The organism is Arthrobacter gandavensis, assembly GCF_039528575.1.
GTDB lineage: Bacteria > Actinomycetota > Actinomycetes > Actinomycetales > Micrococcaceae > Arthrobacter_B > Arthrobacter_B citreus_B.
On the sequence record NZ_BAAALV010000003.1, the window covers coordinates 151,522 to 176,455 of the forward strand.

At 65.5% G+C, this 24,934-nt stretch carries 23 protein-coding genes; 16 read left to right on the plus strand and 7 right to left on the minus strand.

The annotated features are described in order from the left end of the window. Window positions 1-59: 59 nt before the first annotated feature. Window positions 60-2,552, minus strand: coding sequence for a DNA gyrase/topoisomerase IV subunit A (locus ABFX29_RS10955; protein WP_152229119.1), 2,493 nt, complete (start codon window positions 2,550-2,552; stop codon window positions 60-62). 99 nt (window positions 2,553-2,651) lie between these two features. Here ABFX29_RS10955 and ABFX29_RS10960 point away from each other — a divergent pair, with 99 nt between their 5' ends. The 4 genes from ABFX29_RS10960 to ABFX29_RS10975 all read left to right on the plus strand — a co-directional run bounded on the left by ABFX29_RS10960 (window position 2,652) and on the right by ABFX29_RS10975 (window position 8,040). Then, a complete protein-coding gene (locus ABFX29_RS10960; RefSeq protein ID WP_152229118.1) occupies window positions 2,652-5,384 on the plus strand; it encodes a bifunctional acetate--CoA ligase family protein/GNAT family N-acetyltransferase in 2,733 nt (910 codons plus the stop codon). 80 nt (window positions 5,385-5,464) lie between these two features. Beyond that, on the plus strand, window positions 5,465-6,136 hold the full coding sequence (locus tag ABFX29_RS10965) for a DUF5998 family protein (RefSeq protein ID WP_152229117.1): 672 nt from the start codon (window positions 5,465-5,467) through the stop codon (window positions 6,134-6,136). Between the two features lie 5 nt (window positions 6,137-6,141). After that, window positions 6,142-7,320: an alkaline phosphatase family protein gene (locus ABFX29_RS10970; protein ID WP_152229116.1), complete on the plus strand. Its 1,179-nt coding sequence runs from the start codon at window positions 6,142-6,144 to the stop codon at window positions 7,318-7,320. A 3-nt stretch (window positions 7,321-7,323) separates the two neighbouring features. Continuing rightward, window positions 7,324-8,040, plus strand: coding sequence for a thymidine kinase (locus ABFX29_RS10975; protein WP_152229115.1), 717 nt, complete (start codon window positions 7,324-7,326; stop codon window positions 8,038-8,040). Between the two features lie 51 nt (window positions 8,041-8,091). Here ABFX29_RS10975 and sepH read toward each other — a convergent pair whose 3' ends face one another. After that, window positions 8,092-9,306 (minus strand): septation protein SepH, encoded by a 1,215-nt coding sequence (gene sepH / locus ABFX29_RS10980; protein WP_152229114.1) that lies wholly within the window; start codon window positions 9,304-9,306, stop codon window positions 8,092-8,094. A gap of 322 nt (window positions 9,307-9,628) precedes the next feature. On the opposite strand from sepH, the gene ABFX29_RS10985 reads away from it, so the two are divergent. Beyond that, on the plus strand, window positions 9,629-9,928 hold the full coding sequence (locus ABFX29_RS10985; protein ID WP_152229113.1) for a DUF4193 domain-containing protein: 300 nt from the start codon (window positions 9,629-9,631) through the stop codon (window positions 9,926-9,928). A 17-nt stretch (window positions 9,929-9,945) separates the two neighbouring features. Here ABFX29_RS10985 and ABFX29_RS10990 read toward each other — a convergent pair whose 3' ends face one another. Then, a complete protein-coding gene (locus ABFX29_RS10990) occupies window positions 9,946-10,419 on the minus strand; it encodes a DUF3093 domain-containing protein (RefSeq protein WP_152229112.1) in 474 nt (157 codons plus the stop codon). Window positions 10,420-10,595: 176 nt separating this feature from the next. Between ABFX29_RS10990 and dut the strand changes: the two genes are divergently transcribed. The 4 genes from dut to ABFX29_RS11010 are packed head-to-tail and all read left to right on the plus strand — an operon-like array spanning window position 10,596 to window position 12,895. Beyond that, window positions 10,596-11,081, plus strand: a complete 486-nt coding sequence (gene dut / locus ABFX29_RS10995) for a dUTP diphosphatase (protein ID WP_246167701.1) — start codon at window positions 10,596-10,598, stop codon at window positions 11,079-11,081. A gap of 56 nt (window positions 11,082-11,137) precedes the next feature. Continuing rightward, window positions 11,138-11,845 carry a DUF3710 domain-containing protein gene (locus tag ABFX29_RS11000; RefSeq protein ID WP_152229110.1) on the plus strand — a complete coding sequence of 236 codons (708 nt, stop codon included), beginning with the start codon at window positions 11,138-11,140 and terminating at the stop codon, window positions 11,843-11,845. Beyond that, window positions 11,838-12,194 (plus strand): single stranded DNA-binding domain-containing protein, encoded by a 357-nt coding sequence (locus tag ABFX29_RS11005; RefSeq protein ID WP_246167681.1) that lies wholly within the window; start codon window positions 11,838-11,840, stop codon window positions 12,192-12,194. Before ABFX29_RS11000 ends, ABFX29_RS11005 begins: the two co-directional genes overlap by 8 nt. Then, window positions 12,191-12,895, plus strand: a complete 705-nt coding sequence (locus ABFX29_RS11010; protein ID WP_246167680.1) for a DUF3159 domain-containing protein — start codon at window positions 12,191-12,193, stop codon at window positions 12,893-12,895. The genes ABFX29_RS11005 and ABFX29_RS11010 overlap by 4 nt, the downstream gene beginning before the upstream one ends. On the opposite strand, the gene ABFX29_RS11015 is transcribed toward ABFX29_RS11010, so the two are convergent. Continuing rightward, window positions 12,892-13,554, minus strand: coding sequence for a potassium channel family protein (locus tag ABFX29_RS11015; protein ID WP_152229109.1), 663 nt, complete (start codon window positions 13,552-13,554; stop codon window positions 12,892-12,894). The genes ABFX29_RS11010 and ABFX29_RS11015 overlap by 4 nt on opposite strands. Beyond that, complete coding sequence (locus ABFX29_RS11020; RefSeq protein WP_152229108.1) at window positions 13,551-14,225, minus strand: potassium channel family protein; 675 nt, start codon at window positions 14,223-14,225, stop codon at window positions 13,551-13,553. The genes ABFX29_RS11015 and ABFX29_RS11020 overlap by 4 nt, the downstream gene beginning before the upstream one ends. 142 nt (window positions 14,226-14,367) lie before the next feature. Between ABFX29_RS11020 and ABFX29_RS11025 the strand changes: the two genes are divergently transcribed. The 6 genes from ABFX29_RS11025 (at window position 14,368) to ABFX29_RS11050 (ending at window position 23,258) form a co-directional block, all read left to right on the plus strand. Beyond that, the gene (locus ABFX29_RS11025; protein ID WP_152229107.1) at window positions 14,368-15,720 is read left to right on the plus strand and encodes a class I SAM-dependent RNA methyltransferase; all 1,353 of its coding nucleotides are present in this window, start codon (window positions 14,368-14,370) and stop codon (window positions 15,718-15,720) included. A gap of 287 nt (window positions 15,721-16,007) precedes the next feature. Next, on the plus strand, window positions 16,008-18,833 hold the full coding sequence (locus ABFX29_RS11030; RefSeq protein WP_152229106.1) for an aconitate hydratase: 2,826 nt from the start codon (window positions 16,008-16,010) through the stop codon (window positions 18,831-18,833). A gap of 160 nt (window positions 18,834-18,993) precedes the next feature. Next, a complete protein-coding gene (gene dxs / locus ABFX29_RS11035; protein ID WP_152229105.1) occupies window positions 18,994-20,967 on the plus strand; it encodes a 1-deoxy-D-xylulose-5-phosphate synthase in 1,974 nt (657 codons plus the stop codon). A 41-nt stretch (window positions 20,968-21,008) separates the two neighbouring features. After that, on the plus strand, window positions 21,009-21,872 hold the full coding sequence (locus tag ABFX29_RS11040) for an SDR family oxidoreductase (protein ID WP_152229104.1): 864 nt from the start codon (window positions 21,009-21,011) through the stop codon (window positions 21,870-21,872). Between the two features lie 42 nt (window positions 21,873-21,914). After that, the gene (locus tag ABFX29_RS11045) at window positions 21,915-22,232 is read left to right on the plus strand and encodes a primase-like DNA-binding domain-containing protein (protein WP_152229103.1); all 318 of its coding nucleotides are present in this window, start codon (window positions 21,915-21,917) and stop codon (window positions 22,230-22,232) included. Between the two features lie 48 nt (window positions 22,233-22,280). After that, window positions 22,281-23,258, plus strand: a complete 978-nt coding sequence (locus ABFX29_RS11050) for an aldo/keto reductase (protein WP_152229102.1) — start codon at window positions 22,281-22,283, stop codon at window positions 23,256-23,258. A 69-nt stretch (window positions 23,259-23,327) separates the two neighbouring features. Here ABFX29_RS11050 and ABFX29_RS11055 read toward each other — a convergent pair whose 3' ends face one another. Then, a complete protein-coding gene (locus ABFX29_RS11055; RefSeq protein WP_152229101.1) occupies window positions 23,328-23,618 on the minus strand; it encodes a DUF4287 domain-containing protein in 291 nt (96 codons plus the stop codon). Between the two features lie 151 nt (window positions 23,619-23,769). On the opposite strand from ABFX29_RS11055, the gene ABFX29_RS11060 reads away from it, so the two are divergent. Continuing rightward, entirely contained in the window at window positions 23,770-24,174 is a 405-nt protein-coding gene (locus tag ABFX29_RS11060; protein WP_152229100.1) for an NmrA family NAD(P)-binding protein, read from the plus strand. Here the strand turns inward: ABFX29_RS11060 and ABFX29_RS11065 are convergent. Further along, window positions 24,171-24,752: a hypothetical protein gene (locus ABFX29_RS11065; RefSeq protein ID WP_152229099.1), complete on the minus strand. Its 582-nt coding sequence runs from the start codon at window positions 24,750-24,752 to the stop codon at window positions 24,171-24,173. The two genes, ABFX29_RS11060 and ABFX29_RS11065, sit on opposite strands and share 4 nt — an antisense overlap. Between the last annotated feature and the right edge of the window lie 182 nt (window positions 24,753-24,934).

The following is a 24,934-nucleotide window of genomic DNA, read 5'->3' on the forward strand; positions in this document are numbered from 1 at the left end:
GGCACTGGGCCGGACCTGGAAAACCAGGTTCGGCCCAGTGCCGTTTAACGGTGCCGGCTCTAGGGAGCAGTCAGGCTGGGGCCGATGTGCTCCACCGGGCTGGCTAGCGGAACGCCGGAGCCGTCCCGGCGGCCGTGTTCAGTGGGCAACGCCCGGGCCACGCCGTTCGCGGCTGCGGCCTTGGCGGGGCCGTGCCCGGCCCAAGCGGCTACCAGTGCGTCTTCGCCCTTCAGGAACCGGTGCGCCCGCACGCCCGCAGTGGCGCGTCCCTTGGCCGGGTATTCGGCAAAGTCCGTCACCTTAACGGATCCGCCGGGTGTCCCGGGAAGCGTCTCGCTGCCGGAAGCGACGGTGACCACGACGGCGTCCGGGTCGCCCGCAGCGACCACACCGAAGAAGATCGCTTCATCACCCTCGCCAAGCTTCATGCCTGCCACACCGCCGGCGGTCCGCCCCTGCGGACGCACTGCGGAGGCCGGGAAGCGAAGCAGCTGGGCACCCCTGGTCGCGAAGACGAGTTCGTCGTCGTCCTTCGCGGCCACGGCGGCACCGATGACCTCGTCGCGCGGCTTGAGCGTGATCGCTTCCCAGTCGTCCCGGTTCAGCGGGTATTCCGGGTTCACGCGCTTCACTACGCCGTTTCGGGTGCCAAGGGCCAGCACGGCGTTCAGCGGCACCAGGCCGATAAGCTTCTCGCCCTTCGTCAGGGTCATGAAGTCCTTGGCAGCCACCCCGCCGGCAAGGTTGGGCAGGCCGTTGGTCGGGGGAAGCGCCGGCATGTCCATCACCTGGACGCGGATCATTCGGCCGGAGGACGTGACCGCTCCGATCTCACCGCGTGCGGTGGTGGCCACCACGCTGCGGAAAACGTCGTGGCGGGTCCGTTGCCCGCCTTCCACCAGCGGCTCCTGGTTGGAGGTCCGTGCCAGCTGGCCGGAGGCCGAAAGGACTACCCAGCAGGGATCGTCGGGGATCTGGAGCGGAAGAACGGCTTTCGCTCCCTTGCCCGCCTTTACCGCCACTGCCTCGGAGGCCATCGGCGCCACCGCCTCGGACTCCAGGAGCACTGTGCGGCGCGGGGTGGCATACCTGGCCGCCACGTCGCCGAGCTCCTCGCATACCAGTTCGCGCAGCCGTTCCTCGGAATCCAGGATGGCCTGCAGCTCCTCGATTGCGGCGCGCAGTTCCTCCTGCTCCTTCTCGAGTTCCAGCCGTGAGTACTTGGTGAGCTGGCGCAGCCGTAGTTCCAGAATGTGGTTGGCCTGGATCTCAGTGAGGTCGTAGATGGACATCAGGCGCGTGCGCGCCTCTGCAGTCTCTTCCGAGGAGCGGATGACCTGGATGACCTCGTCAATGTCCACGATCGCGATCAGCAGGCCCTCAACCAGGTGGAGCCGGTCCTTCTTGCGGCCCAGGCGGTAGGCGGTGCGCCGCCGCACCACTCCCAGGCGGTGGGACGCGTAGACCTGCAGCAGTTCCACCAGGCCAAGGGTGCGCGGCTGGCCGTCCACCAGGGAAACGTTGTTGATGCCGAAGGAATCTTCCATCGGGGTGTAGCGGTAGAGCTGGGCAAGGACGGCTTTGGGGTTGAACCCGTTCTTCAGCTCAATAACCAGGCGGAGGCCGTTTTGGCGGTCCGTGAGGTCCACGACATCCGAGATGCCCTGCAGTTTCTTGGAGGTGACCGCGTCCTTGATCTTTTCGATCACCTTTTCCGGGCCCACCATGTACGGCAGTTCGGTGACCACCAGTCCGGTCCGGCGGGCAGTGAGCTGCTCCACCTCCACCTTGGCGCGGGTCTTGAACGAGCCGCGCCCGGTTGCGTAGGCGTCACGGATGCCGTCCAGGCCCACGATGCGGCCGCCGGAGGGCAGGTCCGGGCCCGGTACAAAGCGCATCAGGTCATCCAGGGTTGCCTCGGGATGACGGATCAGGTGCTGGGCGGCCGCGATGACTTCGCCCAGGTTGTGCGGTGCCATGTTGGTGGCCATGCCGACGGCGATGCCGGAGGCACCGTTGACCAGCAGGTTGGGGAACGCGGCCGGGAGTACCTCAGGCTGCATCAGCTGGTTGTCGTAGTTCGGGACAAAGTCCACGACGTCTTCGTCGAGGTGGTCCGTGAGGGTCAGGGCGGCAGCAGCGAGCCGGGCTTCGGTGTAGCGCGAAGCGGCGGGGCCGTCGTCAAGCGAACCGAAGTTGCCGTGGCCGTCGATCAGCGGCAGGCGCAGCGCCCAGTCCTGTGCCATGCGGACCATGGCGTCATAAATGGCCGAGTCGCCGTGCGGGTGCAGCTTGCCCATCACCTCGCCGACCACGCGTGCGCTCTTGACGTGTCCGCGGTCAGGGCGCAGGCCCATCTCGGCCATCATGTACAGGATGCGCCGCTGCACGGGCTTCAGGCCGTCACGTGCGTCCGGCAGGGCACGCGAGTAAATCACCGAGTAGGCGTACTCGAGGAAGGACCCCTCCATCTCGGTGGTGACATCAATGTCGATGATGTTCTCAGCGATGGGTTCGCCGGGAGTGGGTGCGGAGGCGGAGCGCCGGGCCATGTAGTTCTTGCGTCCTTGAGGTTGGTGTTGACTGGTCGGTTTCGGTGCGTTGTGGAGGTTCAGTGGCGGGTTCTAAAAAATGCCCACTAGTCTGAGTCTATGGCGGAGCAGGGACAATACCCCGAATATTGGGAAGCTGATGTCGTTTTGCGGGACGGGCGTACAGGACACCTGAGGCCTGTTTCCCCGGCGGATGCCGAGGCGCTGCAGGCGTTCCACATGCGGCAGTCCCAAAGCTCCATTTATCTGCGTTTCTTCACTTACAAGGCTAAACTGAGCGGCCGCGAGCTGAAGCGCTTTACCAACGTGGATTACCGGGACAGGGTTGCGTTTGTCATCACACTCGGATCCGAGATCGTGGGAATTGGCCGCTATGACCGTCTGGATGATCCCGCCGAGGCGGAAGTGGCCTTCAACATTTCCGATGAACACCAGGGACGGGGCATCGGCTCCATCCTCCTGGAACACCTGGCCGCCGCAGCGCGGGAGAACGGGATCCGCCGCTTCAGCGCAGAGGTGCTGCCGGAAAACCGCAAGATGCTCAGTGTGTTCGCGGACGCCGGCTATGAGGTCCGCCGGGCGTTCGACGACGGCGTGATCGCCCTGGACTTCGACATCGACCCGACGGAAAAGTCCCGGGCCGTCATGGAAGCCCGGGAACACCGCGCTGAGGCGCGCAGCGTCGCGGACCTCCTGGCGCCGTCGTCCATCGCCGTAATCGGTGCCAGCCGCGAATGGGGCAGCGTTGGCTACCAGCTGATGGAACACATCGTCGAAGGCGGATTCACCGGGAGTGTGTATGCCGTCAATCCGGAAGCCTTCGAACTCGCCGGGATGGTTTCCTACGGCAAGATCTCCGAGATTCCCGAGCCGGTCTCCCTGGCCGTCATTGCCGTCCCGTATGACCAGGTCCAGTGCGTGGCCGAAGAATGCGCCGCCGCGGGAGTGAAACACCTCCTGGTGGTCAGTGCGGGATTCGACGACGGCGAAGCGGGACTGGCGCGCCAGCGCCGCCTGGTGCGCTACGCCCGGGCCAACGGCATGCGGGTAGTGGGACCGGCGTCGCTGGGCCTGATCAACACCCGTCCCGAAGTTTCGCTGAATGCCTCCATGGCCCCGGCCCTGCCGCGCCGCGGGGGACTGGGCCTGTTCAGCCAGTCCGCTGCGATCGGCGTCCTCCTTTACGCTGCTGCCCAGCGCCGGCGACTGGGACTGTCCTCCACCATTTCCGCGGGCAACCGGGCGGATGTCTCCGGCAACGACGTCATGCAGTACTGGGAAGACGACGCCGGCACCAAGGTGGTGGGCCTGTACCTGGAGTCAGTGGGCAACCCCCGCAAGTTCTCACGCATCGCCCGCCGCCTGGCCTCCGGCAAACCGGTCATCGTAGCCAAATCGGATGTCACCGGGCTTCAGCTTCCACCGGGGCACTCGGTACGCCTTACCCAGGCGCCGCAGGGAGCGCTGGACGCAATGCTTCGCCAGTCCGGCGTGATCCGGGTGGCCACGAATGAGCAGCTCATGGACGTAGCCCAGATTGCCTGCAGCCAGCCGCTGCCCCAGGGCAGGGGGCTGGCAGTGCTGAGCAACTCCGCCGCACTTGGACGGGTGCTCGCCGATGCCGCTGTTCCGCTGGACCTGGACGCCGTGCACCTGCGCACCGACCTGGACCTGGACCGCGGCCAGAGCGTTGCCCTGCCTGCACTGCGTGAGGCCGTGGCGAAAGCCCTGGCGGATGAAGCCGTGCACAGCGCCGTGGTGACGCTGCTGCCGGCGCCGGGGCTGGACAATGATGCGGTTGCCGAAACCCTGCTGGACTGTGCGCTCGAAGCCGGAAAGCCCGTGGTAGCGGTCTTTACCGGAATCATGGATCCCAGCCAGCTCACCGAAGGCGTACTCGCCGCCCGTGAACAGGTCCCGCCGGCCGCGTCGACGGATGATGCACAGGTCCCGGAGCCGGCAGTACTCCCGGCAGGCCTTCCCTGCTTCGCCAGCCCGGGCGCAGCGGTCAGCGCACTTTCGGCGCTGGTCCGCTACAGCGAATGGGCAGGGCGGGAACACGGCCACTACACGGAGCCGGCCGGTGTGGACACCGAGGCCGCGCAGGCCTTCATCGACGAACAGATGGCGCGGGTGGCCAACACCGACCTCTTGCGCCTGGGCCCGGCCGAAACGTCCCGGCTGCTGGGCTTCTACGGGATCAGCGTCCTGCCTTCCCTGCCCTTCCGCACGGAGGATGAGGCCGTCCAGGCCGCCGACCAGCTTGGCTGGCCGGTAGTGCTGAAAACCATGGATGAGCACCTGCGGCACCGACTGGACCTGGGCGGAGTGCGGCTGAACATCTCCTCTGAGCAGTCACTGCGGAGCAATATTTCCGAGATGCGTTCCGCCCTGGAACCGTACGGCCGCTTCGAACTCGAGGTGCAGTCAATGGCGCCGTCGGGCCAGGGATGTGTGCTGCGGGCCATTGAGGACCCGCTGCTTGGTCCGGTCCTCTCCTTCGGGATCGCCGGGGACGCCGTGAACCTGCTCGATGACTGGGCCCATGGCATTCCGCCGCTGACGAGCGTGGACGTTGCGGACCTTGTGCGCACGCCGCGAACCTCCCGGCGGCTCTTCGGCTACCAGGGGCTGCCCAAGGTTGACGTCGCCGCCCTTGAAGACCTCATAGCCAGGGTGGCGCTGCTGAAGGATGAACACCCCGAGATTGCACTGCTGGAGATTAATCCGGTGCTGGTTTCGGTACAGGGCGTCACGGTCCTGAGCGCGGATATCCGGCTGGGCAACCCGCAGCAGCGCACCGACAGTGCCCGCCGCGCCCTCCGCGATTAACCCGGCTGCAGACCAGACAGTTGTGCACACTCAGCGCGCCTTTTTAGGTGCTCAGGGCGCATCTGGGGGAAACTGGTTTTATGTCGCCGCTACTTTCCGCTGAACGCCGCAGCCTTGACGCCTCCATCGAGCGCGCTGGCTTCTACCCCACGCTGCTGGCAGACGTTGTGCATGACGCCCTGGACGGGCGTGAGCCCCTCTCCCACCTGATCCATCTTGAAACGCATTTCGACCGGACCGAAGTGCACCGCCACATAACCGTCCTGGTGCTGACCGAGGACATGCTGGTGATCACCCATGTGGACGACCAGCAGCTGGATGAAGCCGGTGAGCAAATGATGGCGCAGGTTTCCACCGAGTCGGTCCCGGTGACCCAGATCCGCTCCGTGGTGCTTGGCTACATGTACTCCCAGCCGCAGAACTACAAGCCGTCCGACCAGGCCCGTGAACTTACCCTGGCAATCGCATGGTCCGGCGGGCAGCGCCTGGACATGGGCCCCGCCGGCTGTGCCGATCCGCAGTGCGAAGCCGATCACGGCTATACCGGAACCATCGCCCAGGAAGATATCGTCCTGCGCGTGTCTGCGGAAGCCGACGGAATCCAGGCCGTGCAGAACGCAAAGGCCTTCGCCCGTGCCCTGCGCAAAGTCAACACCGACACCATGAATGTCCGTGCCATGGAGCCGGCCCTCGACCGGCAGCGGATGCCGGGAATTGGCAGCCGTTTCAACCGCGGCCACCACCAGCGGTAAGGGGCATGGACGCAGCACCCGCCGCTGACCCCCTCCCGCAGGCGCCCGGTTACGGCCGCAGTTCCGTAGCGGAAGTCCTCACTAGTGCCGCAGCGGTCCTGAAGGTTCCCGGTTTCACCAACACCCTTGGACTGCCCGCCGCGAAGCGGGTCTGCGTGGTGATGGTGGACGGACTGGGCCGGAGCCTGCTCAAACAGCGTTCCGGACACGCGCCGTTCCTGCGGTCAATGCTGGAAGGCGGACGCACGCTCACCGCGGCCTTTCCCACCACGACGGCGGCGTCCCTCGCGTCGCTGGGCACCGGCCTTCCCCCGGGACAGCACGGCATGGTGGGCTACGACGTCCTTGATCCTGCCCAGGACAAAGTGGTGAACATGCTGGGCAACTGGGACCCGGGAGTGGACCCGCGCCGCTGGCAGCCTTTCCCGACTGTCCTGGAACAGGCATCCGAACATCTTCCCGTTACGACCGTCAGCCTGCCAAGGTTCGCTGATTCCGCCATGACCCGGGCTGCCCTGCGCGGCGGCAGCCACGCCTCGGGCACCGGCATCCACGCGCGCGTTGAGGCCGCTTCGGGGGCACTGGCGGCCGAGAAGCGCATGCTGATGTACTTCTACTTCAACGAGCTGGACAAGACCGGACACCGCTATGGTGCCCAGTCCCCTGAATGGGGTGGGTCCCTGGAGGAACTGGATTCCGCCCTGAAGCGGTTCACGGCCAAGCTGCCCCCGGACACCCTGGTTCTCCTGACTGCGGACCACGGCATGGTAGACACCGCTCCGGCTGACCGGATCGACTACTCTGCCAACCCTGCCCTGGTTGACGGGGTACGCCACACGGCCGGAGATCCGCGCATGGTGCAGCTTTACCTGGAACCGGATGCCCCGGTCGGAACCCTGGAACGGCTCGCCGGTTCCTGGCGGCAGGCCCTGGGCTCCAAGGCCTGGATACTCACCCGGGACCAGGCAGTTGCCCAAGGCCTGTTCGGACCCGTCCGGGAGGAGATCCTGCCCCGCATTGGGGACCTGCTGATTGCTGCCCGCGAACCGATTGCACTCTTCGATGCCCGGCGGGCCAGCCCGTCGGCACTGCAAATGGTGGGCCAGCATGGCTCGCTGACCCGCGCCGAGCGCGAAGTCCCGCTGCTGACGCTGGCCCGGCCGGCCAAGGGCGGGCGGAAGTAGGTTATGGCTGAACTCGTTTTCTTCTCCGGGACCATGGATTGCGGCAAGTCCACCCTGGCGCTGCAGATGGACTACAACCACAGCGCCCGCGGACGCGGGGGAATACTCTTCAGCCGCAACGACCGCGCCGGAAACGCGATGATCTCCAGCAGGCTGGGGCTGAAGACCCGGGCCGTTGAGGTGAAGGACCACACGGATTTCTGGGACGAGGTAATCCGGACCCGCAGTGCGGGGGACCGGGTGGACTACCTCATCTGCGATGAAGCGCAGTTCTACAGCGAGGAACAGATCGAACAGCTCGCCCGGATTGTGGACGAGATGGAAATCGATGTGTTCGCCTTTGGCATTGCCACGGATTTCCGCACCCGGCTGTTCCCGGGGTCCCGGCGCCTGATCGAACTGGCCGACCGCATCGAAGTACTGCAGGTCCGTGCGCTGTGCTGGTGCGGACGCCGGGCCACCCACAACGCCCGCACCGTGGATGGAGTCATGGTAGTAACCGGTGACCAGGTTGTGGTGGGTGACGTTGACAAGCGGTCAGCGGACCCTGGTCCGGAGGCGCTCTTTGAGCCGGAGGAAGCCGGAGCACCGCCTGTTGTGGGATACGAAACGCTCTGCCGGCGCCACTATATGCGCCGGATGGGCGCCCAGCAGGCTGCACGCTATGCGGGAACGGGCGAAGATCCGGACATTTGTGCCGTGGACATAGCCCGCAGCTAGGCAGAGCCTGCGCGGCGGCGGTCCGTGGCGCGCCCGGACCGCCGTAACGGGCTAGTCGCCCTTGGTACCAAAAACGATTTCGTCCCAGCTGGGCACCGAGGAACGCTTGGGCTTGATCCGGCGTTCGGTCACCGGTTCCTTGGCTTCCGGGGTCTCTCCGGACTCTTCGGGCTCAGCGGCGGCCTTCGGAGTGTCTGAACCGCGCGATCCGCGAAGCGGCCGGGCAAGGATGCTGATTTCCCGCGTCGAGGTGCTTACGCCCTCATCCAGGCGCAGCGGGTCGGCAGGACCCTCTTCCGCCTCGGGCTCTGCTGTGTCCTCCGGTTCGCCCGGGAACACAGGCGCCAGGCTCAGTTTGCCGGTGCGCGGCCGGTGCGCGGACTCGTCCTCAAGTTCGGCCTGGCCTTCACGTGGGTGTGCTGCAGGAATACTGCCCTTGGCGAGCAGGGCGGCCAGGGCGTCGTCGCCGTCTTCATCTGTGCCCAGGCGCTGCCCGCGACGGGAACGCAGGACGTTGAGCAGCTCATCTGTCTCTTCGTCCGAGACGGGAAGGGGCTCCTCCGGGGCGGTGTCTGTTTCGAAATCGAAGACGCGGTCGGCTACTGCGGACAGCCGGCGTGCCGGGACAGGGGAGTCCACCGGCGCGAGTTCGCTGAGCAGCTGCGCCCAGCGGTTGGCATTGGTCACCTGGCGGCGGAGCGGGCTGTAAGTCCACCGGGCAGGAGGCTCCTCGCCCACGGATACCCGGGAGTTCTCGCCCAGGCTGAAGCTGGCCACTACGTCCCAGGACCCCTCCGGGCGCCGCCAGGAGTCCCAGACCACCGTTTCGGGGTCCACGCCGAAGGCACGGAGGCGGTGGCTGACCATGTCGCCCAGGTTGACGGGAGAGTCCCCAAAGGCTGAGCGGTGGCTGTCCTGCGCAGCGCTCATGGGCGCTTCCACCTCAACGGACTGGGCCTGGCGCGCGATGTACTCGCGTTCAGCCAGCACCGGGCCTTCGTAGCGGCGGATATGGGCGAGGTCGTGGCCGGAGAGCTCCGCGACTTCCTCGGCGCTGGCACCGGACCGGATCCGGGCCTGGATATCACGGGGAGTCATTGTGGGTCCGGCCTCGGGCTCGGCTGCCTGTCCCGCACGCCGTGCGGGGCGGGAAGCAGCAACGCGCAGGGCTTCGTCGATGCGGAGCCGGAACGTTTCGCCGCCCCGTCCGCTCAGCAGCAGATGTTCGCCGCCCTCATGGACACCCACGAGCCGTAGATCCTGCATGAAAAAATCCTCGCTATCGATAGCAACTCCTTCTTGAAACAATGCCATCCGGGCACCCAAATTCCTACCGTTTAGCCCGGTGTGGCGCGGATCCACGGCCTGGGCGGGCAATGATTCTTGCCCTGCGGACACGATCCCCGAGGCAGAGGCGTGGCTATTTCGTTCAGGGCGGACAAAAATCTCTCTTCTGCGGGCACAAACGCAGTGGCCGCGGCGTTGTCTACTCCGAGCCGCGCTGCGGTTTCAGGCCAGGCGCCCGGAACCGGCAGTACGTGCCTCGATTTACCCGTGAAGTACTGACACCGATGGTGGGATGTGAATTATGGCGACAGACTACGACGCGCCGCGCAAGGCCGACGAGGACGCCAGCGAAGAATCAATCGAAGAACTGAAGACACGGCGGACAAACGTGCAGTCGGCCGTGGTGGACGAAGACGAAGCCGAGGCAGCGGACAGCTTCGAACTGCCGGGAGCAGACCTTTCCGGCGAAGAACTGATGGTCCGGGTGCTTCCCGCCCAGCAGGACGAATTCACCTGTGCTTCCTGCTTCCTGGTGCGGCACCGTTCGCAGATTGCCAAGGAGAAGGACGGACTTTATTACTGCATCGACTGCGAAGGCTAAGCCGGGGCCAGCGGTGGTTAGCTGCCTGCGGGCTGAAGGGCAGCCACCAGCTTTTCCGGGTGGCGGGTGGAAGTGAGCCAGTACGGGGTGCGGTCTGCGGGATCAGTGATTTCCATCTTCACGACCGGGCTGATCCAGCCCCGGATGCAGAGGTACGCGGTGCCGTTCAATGCCGGCCCGCGCTGCTGGGTTGCATCTTCACCGCGGTAGGCTTCCACCGCGCCGATCCACTTGCGTTCAATCTGGGCGCGCCCCACCTGCACGGTCTCCTCGGTAACCCGGATGACCGGTGTGGATATCAGCAGCAGTACCGTCAGGACCACCGCGGCCACCAGGGCAACCAGGATGCCCACGAGCAGGCTGATGGGAATGAACGCAAGGACGAAGGTCCCGGACAGGCCGGCGACAACCAGCCAGATCCAGAATGCCGGCAGCAGCCTCTCCGAATAGAGCACGGTCTGGGCAGGGCTGTGGGCAGCGGGCGTTGACATACTCCTAGCTTTCCATCTTTGTTCCGGCATTTCATCTTGCCTTTGGCCCTGACCGGCGCAGTCCCGGCCCGCGCGGCGGGACGGCGCGGGGCTGGCACTACGCGCTAAAGTAAACAAGGCGCTGCCGGTCTCTGGCCGCAGCTGCCGTAAGTCATTGAAGAAACAGTTCCAGAAAGATCCCGGAGACAGCTGTGCAGCAAGCAGGACCCAGCGTGAAAGTCCAGCTGAAAATGCTCGACGACGGCCTCGAAGCGCCGTCCTACGCCCACCCAGGTGATGCGGGCGCAGACCTGCGTGCCCGCGTCGACGTCGAACTGGCACCCGGCCAGCGGGCCCTGGTGCCGACCGGCGTTTCCATCGCGCTGCCTTTCGGGTACGTTGCCTTGATCCATCCGCGCTCCGGGCTCGCCACGAAGCACGGGCTCACGATCGTCAACGCGCCCGGTACCGTGGACGCGGGTTACCGCGGTGAAATTTCCGTCACACTGTTAAACACGGACGCCGCCGAGCCCATTCGGCTCAAGCGCGGGGACCGGATTGCGCAGATGGTGATCCAGCGCGTTGAGACTGCTGAGTTCGAACCCGTTGCTGAGCTCTCCGACTCGGTGCGCGGGGCCGGAGGATTCGGCTCCACCGGCGGATTCGGCACAGCAACGGCCTAGGCCGCTACAACCCGGGTTCACTTGCCCGGCACCACAGAAGGAAAGAGGACCAGGCGATGGCATTTGGACGCCGCAGGAAAGACCGGGCGGAATCCGGGTACGTTCCCAAGGAACAGGACACGGCAGATGAAGCTGCAGGTGCCGCCGCGGGACCCGCCCAGGGACCGTACGACGTCGCCGACCGGCCTTCGGAGGAAGGCTACGTGGACCTTGGCGCGCTGCGCATTGCCGCCACGCAGGGCCTGGCGCTGCGCCTGGAAGTCGAAGAGAAGACCAAACGGGTAGTTGCCGTCACCCTGGACATGGACGGATCCAGCCTCCAGCTGCAGGCCTTCGCCGCACCGAAGTCGGAGACCCTCTGGGACGAAATCCGCGCGCAGATCGTCAAATCGGTTTCTTCCCAGGGCGGCACCGCAGACGAACTTGAGGGACGCCTGGGCACCGAGCTGCTGGCGCGTGTGCCTGCGCAGGCACAGGACGGTTCCAAGGGCTACCGTGTGGCACGGTTCGTAGGAGTGGACGGTCCCCGCTGGTTCCTGCGCGGCGTGTTCGGCGGTCCGGCGGCCATGAACCCCGATGCGGCCGGTCCGCTGGAAGAAGTCTTCCGCAACGTTGTGGTGGTCCGCGGGGACGCTCCGCTGCCCCCTCGCGACCTGCTGCAGCTGAACCTGCCCCGTGACGCTTCTCCGCTGCCCAAGCGCGGTGAAGACTCAGCCAAGCCGGAGCCGCCGCAGCGCGGACCGGAAATCACCACCATTGGCTAAGCAGATGCCCCCGGCGGCCGGAGCTTCCGCCCGGCTGCGCATCGCCGACCTGCCGGGCCGGGGCCGCGCTCACAGCAGCGGCTACGTTGAATCGGTCACCCTGGTTCCGGCAGACTCCGCGCCCCGGTTCACCGCCGTCCTGGCGGACCTGCAGGGCGCCTACCGGGATCCCGCCGCAGCGCAGACCCGGCAGCGGGTACGGCTCATCTGGATTGGGCAGCGCCGCATCCCCGGAATAGTTGCCGGAACCCAGGTGGCGTTCGAGGGCATGGTGAGCAGTGTTGGCGGCCAGCCCACCATCTTCAACCCGCGGTACGAAATCATTGGACGTCCGGAAGGCGAATTATGAGCACCAGCCCAGAACCCGAAGGCAAAGGCCGCCCCGACGGCCAGCCTTCGATGAGCGAGCTGGCCGGACAATATGCTGCCCGCTCCGGCGTCGAACGCGGCGACGACGGGCAGATCGACGTCCTGAAATCCGTCGGCGGTGTGCGCGGACTGGCGGAGGCGATCCTCCCCGGGCTGCTGTTCACGCTGATTTACACGATCACCACGGCCCTCTATCTGTCCCTGGGAGCTGCCGTGGTGGCCGCCGGAGGCTTCGCCGTCGCCAACCTCATTCAGAAGCGGCCGCTGGTGCAGTCGCTGACCGGCGTCATCGGTGTTGCGATCTGTGCAATATTCGCGCTCCGAAGCGGCAGCGGCACCGAGTTCTTCCTTCCGGGTTTCTACCTCAATGGTGCCTACATCCTGGCCTTTGCCGTCTCCGTGGCGGTCAAATGGCCCGTCGCAGGGCTGCTGTTTGGCTTTATCCGCGGCGAGAACCTCTCCTGGCGCAGCGAACCTAAGCGGCTGCGTGCCTATACCCTGGCCACCTGGATCATCATCTCTGTCTTCGCGCTGCGGCTCGCGGTGCAGCTGCCCCTCTACCTGGCAGACAATGTTGCAGCCCTGGGCACCATGAGGCTGGCCATGGGCGTGCCGCTGTACGCGCTGGGACTCTGGCTGGCCTGGATGGTTTCCCGTCCCGCAGCAGTCCGCGAACCCTAGTCCTTCGGGGCCAGCAGGGCCCGCAGCTCGTCCTCCGCAGCGATGGTGGTGACGAAGAACAGTTCGTCGCCGCCTTCTATGACGTCGTCGCTGCTCGGAGTGATGGGCGCATCGTCGCGCAGGATCGCAACCAGGGTCGAATCCTGCGGCCACGGAACGGAACCTACGCGCGCTCCCAGCATCGGGGAGGCCGCCGGGACGGTGAATTCGACCATCGAGGACACCCCTGTCTGCAGGGTCAGCAGACGCACAAGGTCGCCGACCTCCACGGCTTCCTCCACCAGGGCAGTCATGAGGCGGGGGGTGTTGACCGCGACGTCCACACCCCAGGAGTCATCGAACATCCAGTCGTTCTTTGGATTATTGACGCGCCCCACGGTCCGGGCCACTCCGAACTCGGTCTTCGCGAGCAGGGAGACCACCAGGTTCACCTTGTCATCGCCAGTGGCGGAGACCACCACGTCAGCGGCGTCCAGCCTGGCATCCTTCAGGGTGGTCAGTTCGCAGGCATCCCCGATCAGCCACGCCGCGCCGGCAAGTTCGCTCCGGGCCTCGGTCTCGGGCTTCTCGTCGATGAGGAGCACCTCGTGTCCGTGGGACAGCAGCTCGCGGGCAATCGAGGACCCCACACTGCCGGCTCCGGCAATTACAACCTTCACGGGTTCTCCTTTGCAGGCGGAGCAGACAGGACCCTGCTGATTTCCGCGGTTCGTTCAACATGCATCATTGCGTGCAGGACGTCACCCTGCTGGTAGCTCGTGTCGGCGCGGGGGAGCACGCCTTCTCCGAAGCGGGTCAGGTACGCAATCCGTACCCCGGCCGCGGCCTCCACCTCGTGCAGCGGGCGGCCCAGCCACGACGGGTCCAGCGACAGTTCACCCAGGATGAGCCTGCCGGAGGATTCCCGGAAGTCGCCGTTGATGCTTTGTTCGGGCAGGATCCTGCGCAGAACCTGGTCAGCGCTCCAGCGCACGGCCGCCACGGTGGGGATACCCAGCCGCTGGTAGATTTCGGCGCGCCCCGGATCATAGATCCGTGCCACGACGTGGGGCACATGGAAGGTTTCCCGTGCCACCCGGGTCGAGAGAATGTTTGAATTGTCGCCGCTGGAAACAGCGGCGAAAGCGTAGGCGCCTTCGATTCCGGCCTGTTCCAAAGTGGCACGGTCAAATCCGACGCCGGTCACCCGGGTGCCGGTAAAAGCAGGCCTCAGGCGACGGAAAGCCCGCGGATCCTGGTCTATGACCGCCACGGAATGTCCGGCGTTGTCCAGGGTGTGTGCCAGCATGGCTCCCACCCTTCCGCACCCCATGATCACGTAATGCGCCACCGTGTCCTACCTCATGTTCTCTACCGGGATTTCCCGCGTGCTGCCGTATCCCGCTCCGGGCCAAAGGAAAGCATAGTCGGGTGCACCGGCGAAATCGTGATGTGATGGTGTTTTAGCTCCAACACGGAAGTCCGAACGCACTATGACCCCCGAAACCCCGCAGGGCACAAATCCTCCCAGCGATCTTGAACTGACCATCGGCCCGGCCGCCCACGGAGGGCACTTCGTTGCCCGGCACGAAGGCCGCGTCGTCTTCGTCCGGCACGGCCTGCCGGGGGAGCGTGTACGGGCCAGGCTCACCGATGCGGGTGAGAAGGCAAAGTTCTGGCGTGCCGACGTCGTCGAGGTCCTGGAGCCCTCGGCCGCCCGGGTGCCGCATTTCTGGGCGCCGGCAGACGCGCTCAAGGCAGCATCCCGCGGCAGGCTACCGGTGGGGGGAGCCGAATTCGGACACATCGAACTGGCCGAACAGCGCCGGTTGAAGGCCGGGATCTTTGCCGAGCAGCTCAGGCGCCTTGGCGGCGTTGACCGTGAAGTCACCGTTGAAGCGGCGGCGGATGAGAGTCCTGACGGCCTGGGATGGCGGACCAGGGCCAGCTTCTCCGTAGCTCCCGGGGGCCGCCTGGCCATGCACCCGCACCGTTCCGAAGACCTCATCCCGGTCCAGGAAATGCCGCTGGCCTCCGCCGCGATCAACGCACTGAAGCTCTGGGATGTGGACTTCACCGGAGCCGGACGCGTTGAGGTTGCCGCACCCGCTGCCGGGGGCCCGCCCCTGGTTCTTCTCATTCCTTCTGAGGGAACCCATCCGCGGACGCTGGCCCGCATTGCCTCCGAAGTTGGTGCCGCCGCGGATCCCGGCGCCGGAGAGACTGTCTCGGTGGCAGCCTGGGATCCCGAAAGCCATGAACTAACCCGGCTGCGCGGGCGGACCTGGGTCCGGGAACAGGCCGCCGGACACGAGTACCGGGTTACCGGAGCAGGGTTCTGGCAGATCCACCGCAGTGCCCCCGAAACACTCGTGCAGGCAGTCCTGCAGGGCCTCGATATCCAGCCGGGTGAGCGGGCCGCCGACCTCTTTGCCGGCGCCGGCCTGTTCACCGCACCGCTCGCTGCAGCTGCCGGCACCGAAGGGCACGTCCTCTCCGTGGAAGGTTCGCCCGGCACCAGCCGCGATGCCCGCAAGAACCTGTTTGCCCTGCCCCAGGTTGAGGTTGTCCAGGGCCGGGTGGACCGCGTGCTGCGAAGCCACGAAGGCCGCCTGGACGCCGTCCTCCTGGACCCGCCGCGGACCGGAGCGGGCCGTGTGGTCGTGGACCAGATCAGCGCCGCCGCCCCGCGTGCGGTTGGCTATGTGTCCTGCGACCCCGCTTCCTTCGCGAGGGACCTGGCCTGGTTCCGCGAAGCCGGCTGGGAGCTGGACGTGCTGCGCGTCTTTGACCTGTACCCCCATACCCACCACATGGAGTCCTTCGCCGTCCTCCGCCGCCCGTAGCGCTGCCCCTGCACGAGCCGCCGGGCCGGTGTGTGGCGGGCCATATACCGGTATCCGGCGCGGTGAACGGTCCAGCGGACGCGCATCCGGCTAGGATGGGAACAGTTGTCCGGCTCCGTGCCGAAGGGATTCCCGCCATACGTTTGCACGGCAGGGGGGACTAGCCAGCCCGGGAAATCACCCACCATTTCCCGGCCGGGCCCAACAGCTGTGCCGGTTAGGAAATCCTAACTAGCGTGCGGCGGATCACTGGACAAAGATAAAACGGTGGCGAGAGGAGTCCTGTTATGAGTAATGTGGACAGCTTCGGATCCAAAGGCGTCCTTGACGTCAACGGAAACGAATATGAAATTTTCCGGCTGAATTCCGTCGAAGGCGCCCAGAGCCTTCCGTTCAGCCTCAAGGTCCTGCTGGAGAACCTGCTGCGCACCGAAGATGGTGCCAACATCACCGCGGACCACGTCCGTGCCCTGGCCAAGTGGGACGCAAACGCAGAGCCCAGCACCGAAATCCAGTTCACGCCTGCCCGCGTGATCATGCAGGACTTCACCGGTGTTCCCTGCATCGTTGACCTGGCGACCATGCGTGAAGCAGTGGCCGACCTTGGCGGCGACCCCAAGCGCGTCAACCCGCTGGCACCGGCCGAAATGGTCATTGACCACTCCGTGCAGATCGATGCTTTCGGCAACGCCGGCGCACTCGAGCGCAACATGGAAATCGAGTACCAGCGCAACGGTGAGCGTTACCAGTTCCTGCGCTGGGGCCAGACCGCATTCGATGACTTCAAGGTTGTCCCCCCGGGAATGGGCATTGTCCACCAGGTCAACATCGAGTACCTGGCGCGCACCGTTATGACCCGTGAAGTTGACGGCGTCCTGCGTGCCTACCCGGACACCTGCGTCGGCACCGACTCCCACACCACCATGGTCAACGGCCTGGGTGTGCTCGGCTGGGGCGTTGGCGGCATCGAAGCCGAAGCAGCAATGCTCGGCCAGCCCGTCTCCATGCTGATCCCGCGCGTTGTCGGCTTCAAGCTCACCGGTGAGATCCCGGCCGGCGCCACCGCCACGGACGTCGTCCTGACGATCACCGAGATGCTGCGCAAGCACGGCGTCGTCGGCAAGTTCGTGGAGTTCTACGGCGAGGGCGTTGCCTCCGTGCCGCTGGCCAACCGCGCCACCATCGGCAACATGAGCCCGGAGTTCGGTTCCACCGCCGCGATCTTCCCGATCGACGACGTGACCCTGGACTACCTGCGCCTTACCGGCCGCTCCGAGGAAAACGTAGCCCTCGTGGAGGCCTACGCCAAGGAACAGGGCCTCTGGCACGATCCCTCGAAGGAAATCAAGTACTCCGAGTACCTCGAGCTGGACCTCTCCACCGTGGTTCCCTCGATCGCCGGCCCGAAGCGCCCGCAGGACCGCGTGGAGCTCACGAACGCCAAGCAGCAGTTCCGTGCCGACCTGAAGAACTACGTCCACGAGACCGTAGAGGCCCAGAACGGCACCGTGGATGAAGCGCTGGAAGAAACCTTCCCCGCTTCGGACGCTCCGTCCTTCGCCGAGGGCAGCACCAAGATCAAGGACGTCCAGCACGACCTGGTCAAGGAATCCGATGCTCCCGCCGAGCGTTCGGTGAACAAGGTTCCCGTCACCATGCCGGACGGCCGCAGCTTCGAGCTGGACCACGGTGCCGTGACGATCGCCTCGATCACCTCCTGCACCAACACGTCCAACCCCTCGGTGATGATGGCCGCTGCCGTACTGGCACGCAACGCCGTCGAAAAGGGCCTCGTCGCCCAGCCGTGGGTCAAGACCTCGATCGCACCGGGCTCCAAGGTAGTCACCGACTACTACGAGAAGTCCGGCCTGATCCCGTACCTGGAGAAGCTCGGCTTCTTCGTGGTTGGCTACGGCTGCGCCACCTGCATCGGCAACTCCGGTCCGCTGGAAGAGGAAATCTCCACGGCGATCAACGAAGCCGACCTTGCGGTTACCGCAGTGCTCTCCGGCAACCGCAACTTCGAAGGCCGCATCAACCCGGACGTGAAGATGAACTACCTGGCGTCCCCGCCGCTGGTAGTGGCCTACGCACTGGCCGGTTCCATGGACTTCGACTTCGAGAACGACGCCCTGGGTCAGGACGCCGAAGGCAACGACATCTTCCTGAAGGACATCTGGCCGAACCCGGTCGAGGTCCAGGAGATCATCGATGCCTCCATCGACAAGAAGATGTTCACCGACAGCTACGGCACCATCTTCGAAGGCGACGACCGCTGGAAGTCCCTGCCCACCCCCGAAGGCGCAACCTTCGAATGGGATTCGGAGTCCACGTACGTCCGGAAGCCCCCGTACTTCGAGGGCATGAAGGCACAGCCCGAGCCCGTCGAGAACATCGAAGGTGCCCGCGTGTTGCTGAAGCTGGGCGACTCGGTCACCACCGACCACATTTCCCCGGCCGGTTCCTTCAAGTCCGACACCCCCGCAGGCAAGTACCTGCTGGAGCACGGTGTGGCCCGCAAGGACTTCAACTCCTACGGTTCCCGCCGTGGAAACCACGAAGTCATGATCCGCGGCACCTTCGCCAACATCCGCATCAAGAACCAGCTGCTCGACGGCGTTGAAGGCGGCTTCACCCGCGACTTCACCCAGGCCGACGCACCGCAGGCTGCTGTTTACGATGCCGCGATGAACTACCAGGCCGCAGGCACTCCGCTGGTTGTCCTGGCCGGCAAGGAATACGGTTCGGGCTCCTCGCGTGACTGGGCTGCCAAGGGCACCGCACTGCTGGGCGTCAAGGCAGTCATCGCCGAGAGCTACGAGCGCATCCACCGCTCCAACCTCATTGGCATGGGCGTCCTTCCGCTGCAGTACCCGGCCGGCGTCAACGCTGAGTCCCTGGGCCTGACCGGTACCGAGACCTTCTCGGTTGAGGGCGTTACCGAGCTCAACAACGGCACCACCCCGAAGACCGTCAAGGTCACCGCGGTGCCCGAGAACGGTGAGGCCATCACCTTCGATGCGGTCCTGCGCATCGATACCCCGGGTGAGGCCGACTACTACCGCAACGGCGGCATCCTGCAGTACGTGCTTCGCCAGATCTCGGCAAAGTAGGGCTGCACAGCGCCTGAGCACAGCGCCCCGTTTTCTTCCGGATGGAAGGAAACGGGGCGTTTTGCGCTTCTGTGGAAACCGGGGGTGCGGGGCAGGCGTTAGAGTTAAAAGCTGTGACGGTGCATTTGCCCGTTGCCTAAGACGCAAGGGAGGCGCCCTCTTGGGACTTCTGGAAACCATCCGTGATCCGCGGGACCTCAGTAAGCTGAGCAGCTCCCAGCTCTCAGCCCTCGCCGAGGAAATCCGCTCATTCCTCATCACGAATGTGGCCCAGACCGGCGGGCATCTGGGACCTAACCTGGGCGTCGTTGAACTAACCATGGGCATCCACCGGGTGTTCGACTCACCGCGGGACAGCATCGTCTTTGACACAGGCCACCAGTCCTACGTGCACAAGATGCTCACCGGCCGCCAGGACTTCTCGACCCTGCGCCAGCAGGGCGGCCTCTCCGGCTACCCCTCACGGGCAGAATCTGTCCACGACATCGTGGAGAGCTCGCACGCTTCTTCCTCCCTGTCCTGGGCTGACGGCATCTCCCGCGCCCGGCAGCTCAACGGTGAAGGCGACCGGTACACGGTTGTCATGGTGGGCGACGGTGCCCTCACCGGGGGCATGGCCTGGGAAGCCCTGAACAACATCGCTGCCGACCAAAAGCGGCGTGTGGTGATCGTGGTCAACGACAACGGCCGTTCCTACGCGCCCACCATCGGCGGCGTGGCGGATTACCTTGCCTCGCTGCGGCCGACCATCGACGCCGTGCGCACACACCACATGTACGAAAACACCATGGACTGGTGGAAGGGCCGCCTGCAGAACGGGGGACCCGTGGGCCGGTTCGCGTACCACAGCCTCCACGCAGCCAAGAAGGGCGTCAAGGACTGGTGGGCACCCCAGGGTCTCTTCGAAGACCTCGGAATGAAGTACGTCGGGCCGGTCGACGGCCATGACCTTGAGGCTGTGGAACAGGCGCTGGAAAAGGCCAAGAATTTCGCCGGACCGGTGATCGTCCACGCGATCACCGAAAAGGGCCACGGCTACGCCCCTGCGCGGGCGCACGTGGAAGACCAATTCCATGCAGTGGGAGTGATCGATCCCGAAACCGGTGCCCCCGTAGCCGCCGGCGGCAAGCAGTCCTGGACCTCCGTCTTCGCCACCGAAATCGCAGACATCGCCGACGAACGGAAGGACATCGTCGGTATCACCGGTGCCATGCTCATCCCCGTGGGCCTGCACCGCATGGCTGAGAAGCATCCGGAACGGGTGTTCGACGTCGGCATCGCCGAGCAGCATGCCCTCACCTCCGCGGCCGGTATGGCCTACGGGGGACTGCATCCCGTGGTCGCGCTCTACGCCACCTTCCTGAACCGGGCATTCGACCAGCTGCTCATGGACGTGGCCCTGCACAAGGCCGGCGTGACGATCGTCCTTGACCGCGCCGGGGTTACCGGGCCGGACGGCGCCAGCCACCACGGCATGTGGGACATGTCCATGCTGCAGATTGTGCCCGGACTGCACCTGGCAGCTCCCCGAGATGCCACCCGGCTCCGGGAAGAACTTCGGGAGGCTGTCGCGATCTCCGACGCGCCCAGCGTGGTCCGTTTCTCCAAGGGAACCGTAGGACCGGACGTTGAAGCTGAGGAACGCACCGAGGACGGCGTGGACATCCTGGCCCGCCGCCCCTCCGGTGATGCCAGCAACGACGTCCTGATCGTCAGTGTTGGAGCCATGGCGGAGATGGCGCTGGAAGTCGCCGACCGCCTCGGCGACCAGGGGATAAGTTCCACCGTGGTGGATCCGCGCTGGGTGCTGCCGGTTCCGCGGTCGATCGTCTGCATGGCGGCCGAGCACCGGATCGTGATCGTCATTGAGGACGGTGTGCGGGCCGGGGGAGTCGGATCCCGGATCCGCCAGGAGATGAGGGCGGCAGGCGTGGACACCGCCCTGAATGAAGTGGGCCTACCGGTCGAGTTCCTGGACCACGGCACCCGTGCCGAAGTCATGGAGCGCGTGGGCCTTACGGCCCGCCAGGTGGCCAACGACGTCGTCGCCCAGGTGCTGGGAACTAAGGTTCCCTTCGCCCGGCCGCTGCCGGGTCAGCAGGCACCCACAGGACAGATACCGAAGATCAAGTAAGCTCCGCAGCCCCGGCGGGGCAAGGAAAGCAGGTGGCGCCAATGCCGAACGACCTCCCTCCTCTCGCCGTCACGGGAGCCACCGGTGCACTTGGCGGTATGGTCGCACGTCTGCTGGCAGGGCAGGGCGTACCGCTGCGCCTGCTGGCGCGGCATACCGCCCGGGTTCCGCAGCAGCCGGACACGCCCACCTTCGCGGTGTCCTACGCGGACAAGGAACACGCTGAGCGTGCGCTCCGGGGAACGCAGACCCTCTTTATGGTGTCGGCAGCGGAGAATCCATACCGCGCCCAGGACCAGCGCACGTTCGTCGACGCGGCCGTTGACGCCGGGGTAAGGCACATTGTCTACACTTCGTTCATGGGGGCCTCGGAGAATGATGTGTTCACCCTGGGACGTGACCACTGGGACACCGAGCAGTACATCCGGGAACGCGGACTGGAGTTTACGTTCCTGCGCGATGCCTTCTACCAGGACATCCTGCCTTCCTTTGTAGGGCGCGACGGCGTGATCCGCGGTCCCGCAGCGGACGGCCGGTTTGCCCCGGTGGCGCGGACCGACGTCGCTCGTTCAGCAGCACGGATCCTGGCCGATCCCGTGCCTCATGCCCACCGGACCTACACACTGACCGGGCCCGAGGCCCTGACCATGGCCGAGGTAGCGGAGATTCTTTCCCGCGTCACCGGTGAGAACATCACCTACCATGCCGAATCCCTGGACGAAGCGGTCGAATCCCGGCTGGCCACGGGCGCCACGCAGTGGCAGGCGGTGGCGTGGGCCACCAGCTACGCGGCCATCGCAGCCGGGCAAATGGCCCGGGTTAGTGACGACGTCGCTGAACTCACCGGTGCGGCGCCGCTGAGCTTTGAAGACTATTTGCGCAGCGAAGGTAAAAGTTCACCTTAGCGGCTCTTCCCACCGGAGGGGCGCGTGGCTAGTGTCGGCAGTATGGAACAGGCACAATCCGGTCCCGTGACGGACTTTTTGCGGGAATGCACCATCACCGGCCTCAGCGAAGACGAGGCCACGCCGACGGCGGACTTGTACGGCATTTACATCATCTGGTGCGAGCAGGCCGGGCTGGACCCGGTTTCCTCGCCGGCGTTTTCCCGCCGGTTGAAGGAGAGCGGGAACCAACCGCGCCGCCGCAACCATGAGAGCATCTATCCGGGCCTGCTTCCCACCGGGCCCATTCCCGTCCAGTACATCCTGGAGACGGACAAGCCTCCAAGCCTCAATGGGCCAATGAGCGCCTTCGGCCCCTAGCGGGGCGGATTACCGCATGCGGGCAGCGGTAGTTGATAGCGTGGCAGGATGACCACCTACAACAGACTTGGCAATTCCGGACTGACCGTTTCCACGGTTGGCCTCGGCTGCAACAACCTGGGCCGTGCAGGCACGGCAACCGAATCCCAGGAGGGAACGGACGCCGTCGTCCACGCCGCTATCGACGCAGGGATAACCCTCTTCGATACTGCCGATATCTACGGCGCCGAACCCGGACTGAGCGAAATCCGGCTGGGCAAGGCACTGGGTGCACGCCGCGCAGATATTGTCCTGGCGACCAAGTTCGGCATGGACATGCAGGGGGCCAACGGTCCTGATTTCGGCGCGCGCGGATCCCGCCGCTATATCGTCGCTGCCGTCGAGGCGTCCCTGCGCCGGCTTGGAACGGACTGGATTGACTTGTACCAGTTCCACACACCGGACCCGCTGACTCCGATCGACGAGACCCTCGCGGCTCTGGACGATCTGGTGACCAGCGGCAAGGTGCGCTACATCGGCCACTCAAACCGCACCGGCTGGCAGATCGCGGAGGCTGAGTTCACTGCCCGCATGAAGGGCAGCACCCGGTTCATCTCGGCACAGAACCACTACAACCTGCTGGACCGCCGGGCCGAACTGGAAGTCACTCCCGCTGCGGAAGCCTACGGACTGGGTGTGCTGCCCTACTTCCCGCTGGCCAACGGCCTGCTCACCGGGAAGTACAGCTCCGGCCAGGCTCCCGAGGGAAGCCGGCTGACCCACTCGCGCACCAACCTGCTGCAGAACGCCGACTTCGACCAGCTGCGCGAGTTCGGTGACTTCGCCCGCGACCGCGGCCTGACCGAGGTGCAGGTGGCGTTCTCATGGCTGGCGTCCCGTCCGTCGGTTGCCTCCGTGATCGCGGGTGCCACGAAGCCGGAACAGGTTCAGCAGAACGCCGAAGCCGCTTCCTGGGTGCCGTCCGAGAAGGATCTTGAGGAACTGGACCGGATCTTCCCGCAGACGCCGAAGGTTGCCTTGTTCTAGTTCCGGAGTGGAGGCCGGAGGGTCCGGGACTGCGGTGGTGAATCCCCGCTTCTTCGGATCCTTCGGACCTCACGACGGTTTGGTCGCGTTCCCGTCCAGCCAGAGCGTGTCTGATTCGTCCCGGTGCGGTCCGGAGGTCCCCACATGCCTGGCATCGATCGAGGGACCATTGCGGATCACATACACCAGCGCCATCCCGTGGCCGCGGCCCAGTCCGTAGTCCGTTTTCAGCCACTCAAGGATTTCACCGGCTTTAACGTCAGGCCCGTCGAAACCCTTTGCCCGGGCTTCGTCCGCGAGCTGGCGGGGAGTTCGCCCCGTCTTTTTCTCGATAGTGTCCAGGTACGCCTGAAATGACATTGTGTTCCTCGCTTGGTGGGCGGAAGATGATGGAGCGATTCTTGCCCCAAGGCCCGGAAATGTACATATCGCGGTTACCCGGTACCGCAGGTTCGACGTCCGAGCGGCAATCCCCCTATCCGATGGAGGAGGGGCCGAAAGGGAATCAGGGGTGCCGCATTTTGAGAGCAAGCGGAAGGTTGAGGAACGCCGCCTGCCGTTTCCCGACGGCATCCCGCTTGAGATGCTCGCTGTCCGGGATCTCGGCCGGGCTGCGGCATCAGTTCTGCTTGGCGCTGAGGTTCCGGGCGGGGCCGTCGAGATCGGCGGCGATAAACGAACCGGCAGCCAGATCGCTGAAGCGTTCGGGGAAGCGGCCGGACTTCCTGCCCGCTACGAAGCCCTTCCCCTGGAAGCAGTCGGCGCAGACAGCGACATGGCGGCCATGTTCCGCTGGTTCGCCGAAACCCCGGCCTACCAGGCAGACTTTGAGGCCACTCGGGCACTGGTCGGCGGGGACGGTCCTCTGGATCTTCCCGGCTGGATCCGGCACGTCCAGTGGACACCGAACAGCTAGGGGATCGGGCCGGGCGCCGGCGTGTCCCGCGGCGGCCAGTGCAGCATTCCACGGCCCTCCATTTCGACGCCGAGCTCCACGGCAGCCGCTGTTGACCATTTACTGACGGCTACCAGCGTTCCGTCCGGATACTCATGCTGATGCTGAGAGGGAGGAGACGGGCGTCCGTATGCGGCCAGAGAAAACCAGTTGAGGTATCCGACGGGAAGCTTCTCAAGGAAACGGGTGTCCAGCTGTACTCCCCGGTCCATCATCGCAGCCTGAGCCACCGTGGATCCTACTGCGGCGAATCCCGGTTCCCAGATGGCTACCAGCCTGCGGAACCATTCTGCAGCTTCCTCCGGGGTGCCGAGCAGGAAACCTCCCGGGAGCCGGAGCGAAATACCGTTGTACCCCGCGCCTGCTTCGGCTGAGAAATCGAAAATTCTGCCGGCTTCGGGATCATGCCCCTCATACAAGGTGTAACGCGCTTCCAGCGTCCCCTGCACGGACAGCCCGTCGGCGGCATCTTTTTGCCGGGGGCTTGCGATGAGGGCACCCAGTTCGTTGGGATCCTCCGGGACGGGTAGCTCCTCCATTAGCCCGAAGGTTCTCCCAGTGCGTATCAGCCACTGGGCCTCCGCTGCCGGAAACCGGGCCCGGACCAGCCCCAGGGTTGGCAGGATGCGTTCCGCCACCTCATGTGCCGTTTCTTGCCGGTTTCCCCAGTACAGATCTATCCACGCCCATTGGTGCCCGCTGAGGGCCAGGGCATCAGTCA

Excerpts from the sequence above, each read along its gene's own strand:
- ABFX29_RS11025 (WP_152229107.1), top strand. The coding sequence starts at position 14,368 with ATGACCCCCGAAACCCCGCAGGGCACAAATCCTCCCAGCGATCTTGAA.
- ABFX29_RS11050 (WP_152229102.1), top strand. The coding sequence starts at position 22,281 with ATGACCACCTACAACAGACTTGGCAATTCCGGACTGACCGTTTCCACG.
- ABFX29_RS11045 (WP_152229103.1), top strand. The coding sequence starts at position 21,915 with ATGGAACAGGCACAATCCGGTCCCGTGACGGACTTTTTGCGGGAATGC.
- ABFX29_RS10975 (WP_152229115.1), top strand. The coding sequence starts at position 7,324 with ATGGCTGAACTCGTTTTCTTCTCCGGGACCATGGATTGCGGCAAGTCC.
- ABFX29_RS11030 (WP_152229106.1), top strand. The coding sequence starts at position 16,008 with ATGAGTAATGTGGACAGCTTCGGATCCAAAGGCGTCCTTGACGTCAAC.
- ABFX29_RS11040 (WP_152229104.1), top strand. The coding sequence starts at position 21,009 with ATGCCGAACGACCTCCCTCCTCTCGCCGTCACGGGAGCCACCGGTGCA.
- ABFX29_RS10960 (WP_152229118.1), top strand. The coding sequence starts at position 2,652 with ATGGCGGAGCAGGGACAATACCCCGAATATTGGGAAGCTGATGTCGTT.
- ABFX29_RS11055 (WP_152229101.1), bottom strand. The coding sequence starts at position 23,618 with ATGTCATTTCAGGCGTACCTGGACACTATCGAGAAAAAGACGGGGCGA.
- ABFX29_RS11000 (WP_152229110.1), top strand. The coding sequence starts at position 11,138 with ATGGCATTTGGACGCCGCAGGAAAGACCGGGCGGAATCCGGGTACGTT.
- ABFX29_RS11065 (WP_152229099.1), bottom strand. The coding sequence starts at position 24,752 with ATGGAGGAGCTACCCGTCCCGGAGGATCCCAACGAACTGGGTGCCCTC.
- ABFX29_RS10955 (WP_152229119.1), bottom strand. The coding sequence starts at position 2,552 with ATGGCCCGGCGCTCCGCCTCCGCACCCACTCCCGGCGAACCCATCGCT.
- ABFX29_RS10985 (WP_152229113.1), top strand. The coding sequence starts at position 9,629 with ATGGCGACAGACTACGACGCGCCGCGCAAGGCCGACGAGGACGCCAGC.
- ABFX29_RS10965 (WP_152229117.1), top strand. The coding sequence starts at position 5,465 with ATGTCGCCGCTACTTTCCGCTGAACGCCGCAGCCTTGACGCCTCCATC.
- ABFX29_RS10990 (WP_152229112.1), bottom strand. The coding sequence starts at position 10,419 with ATGTCAACGCCCGCTGCCCACAGCCCTGCCCAGACCGTGCTCTATTCG.
- sepH (WP_152229114.1), bottom strand. The coding sequence starts at position 9,306 with ATGCAGGATCTACGGCTCGTGGGTGTCCATGAGGGCGGCGAACATCTG.
- ABFX29_RS10970 (WP_152229116.1), top strand. The coding sequence starts at position 6,142 with ATGGACGCAGCACCCGCCGCTGACCCCCTCCCGCAGGCGCCCGGTTAC.
- ABFX29_RS11010 (WP_246167680.1), top strand. The coding sequence starts at position 12,191 with ATGAGCACCAGCCCAGAACCCGAAGGCAAAGGCCGCCCCGACGGCCAG.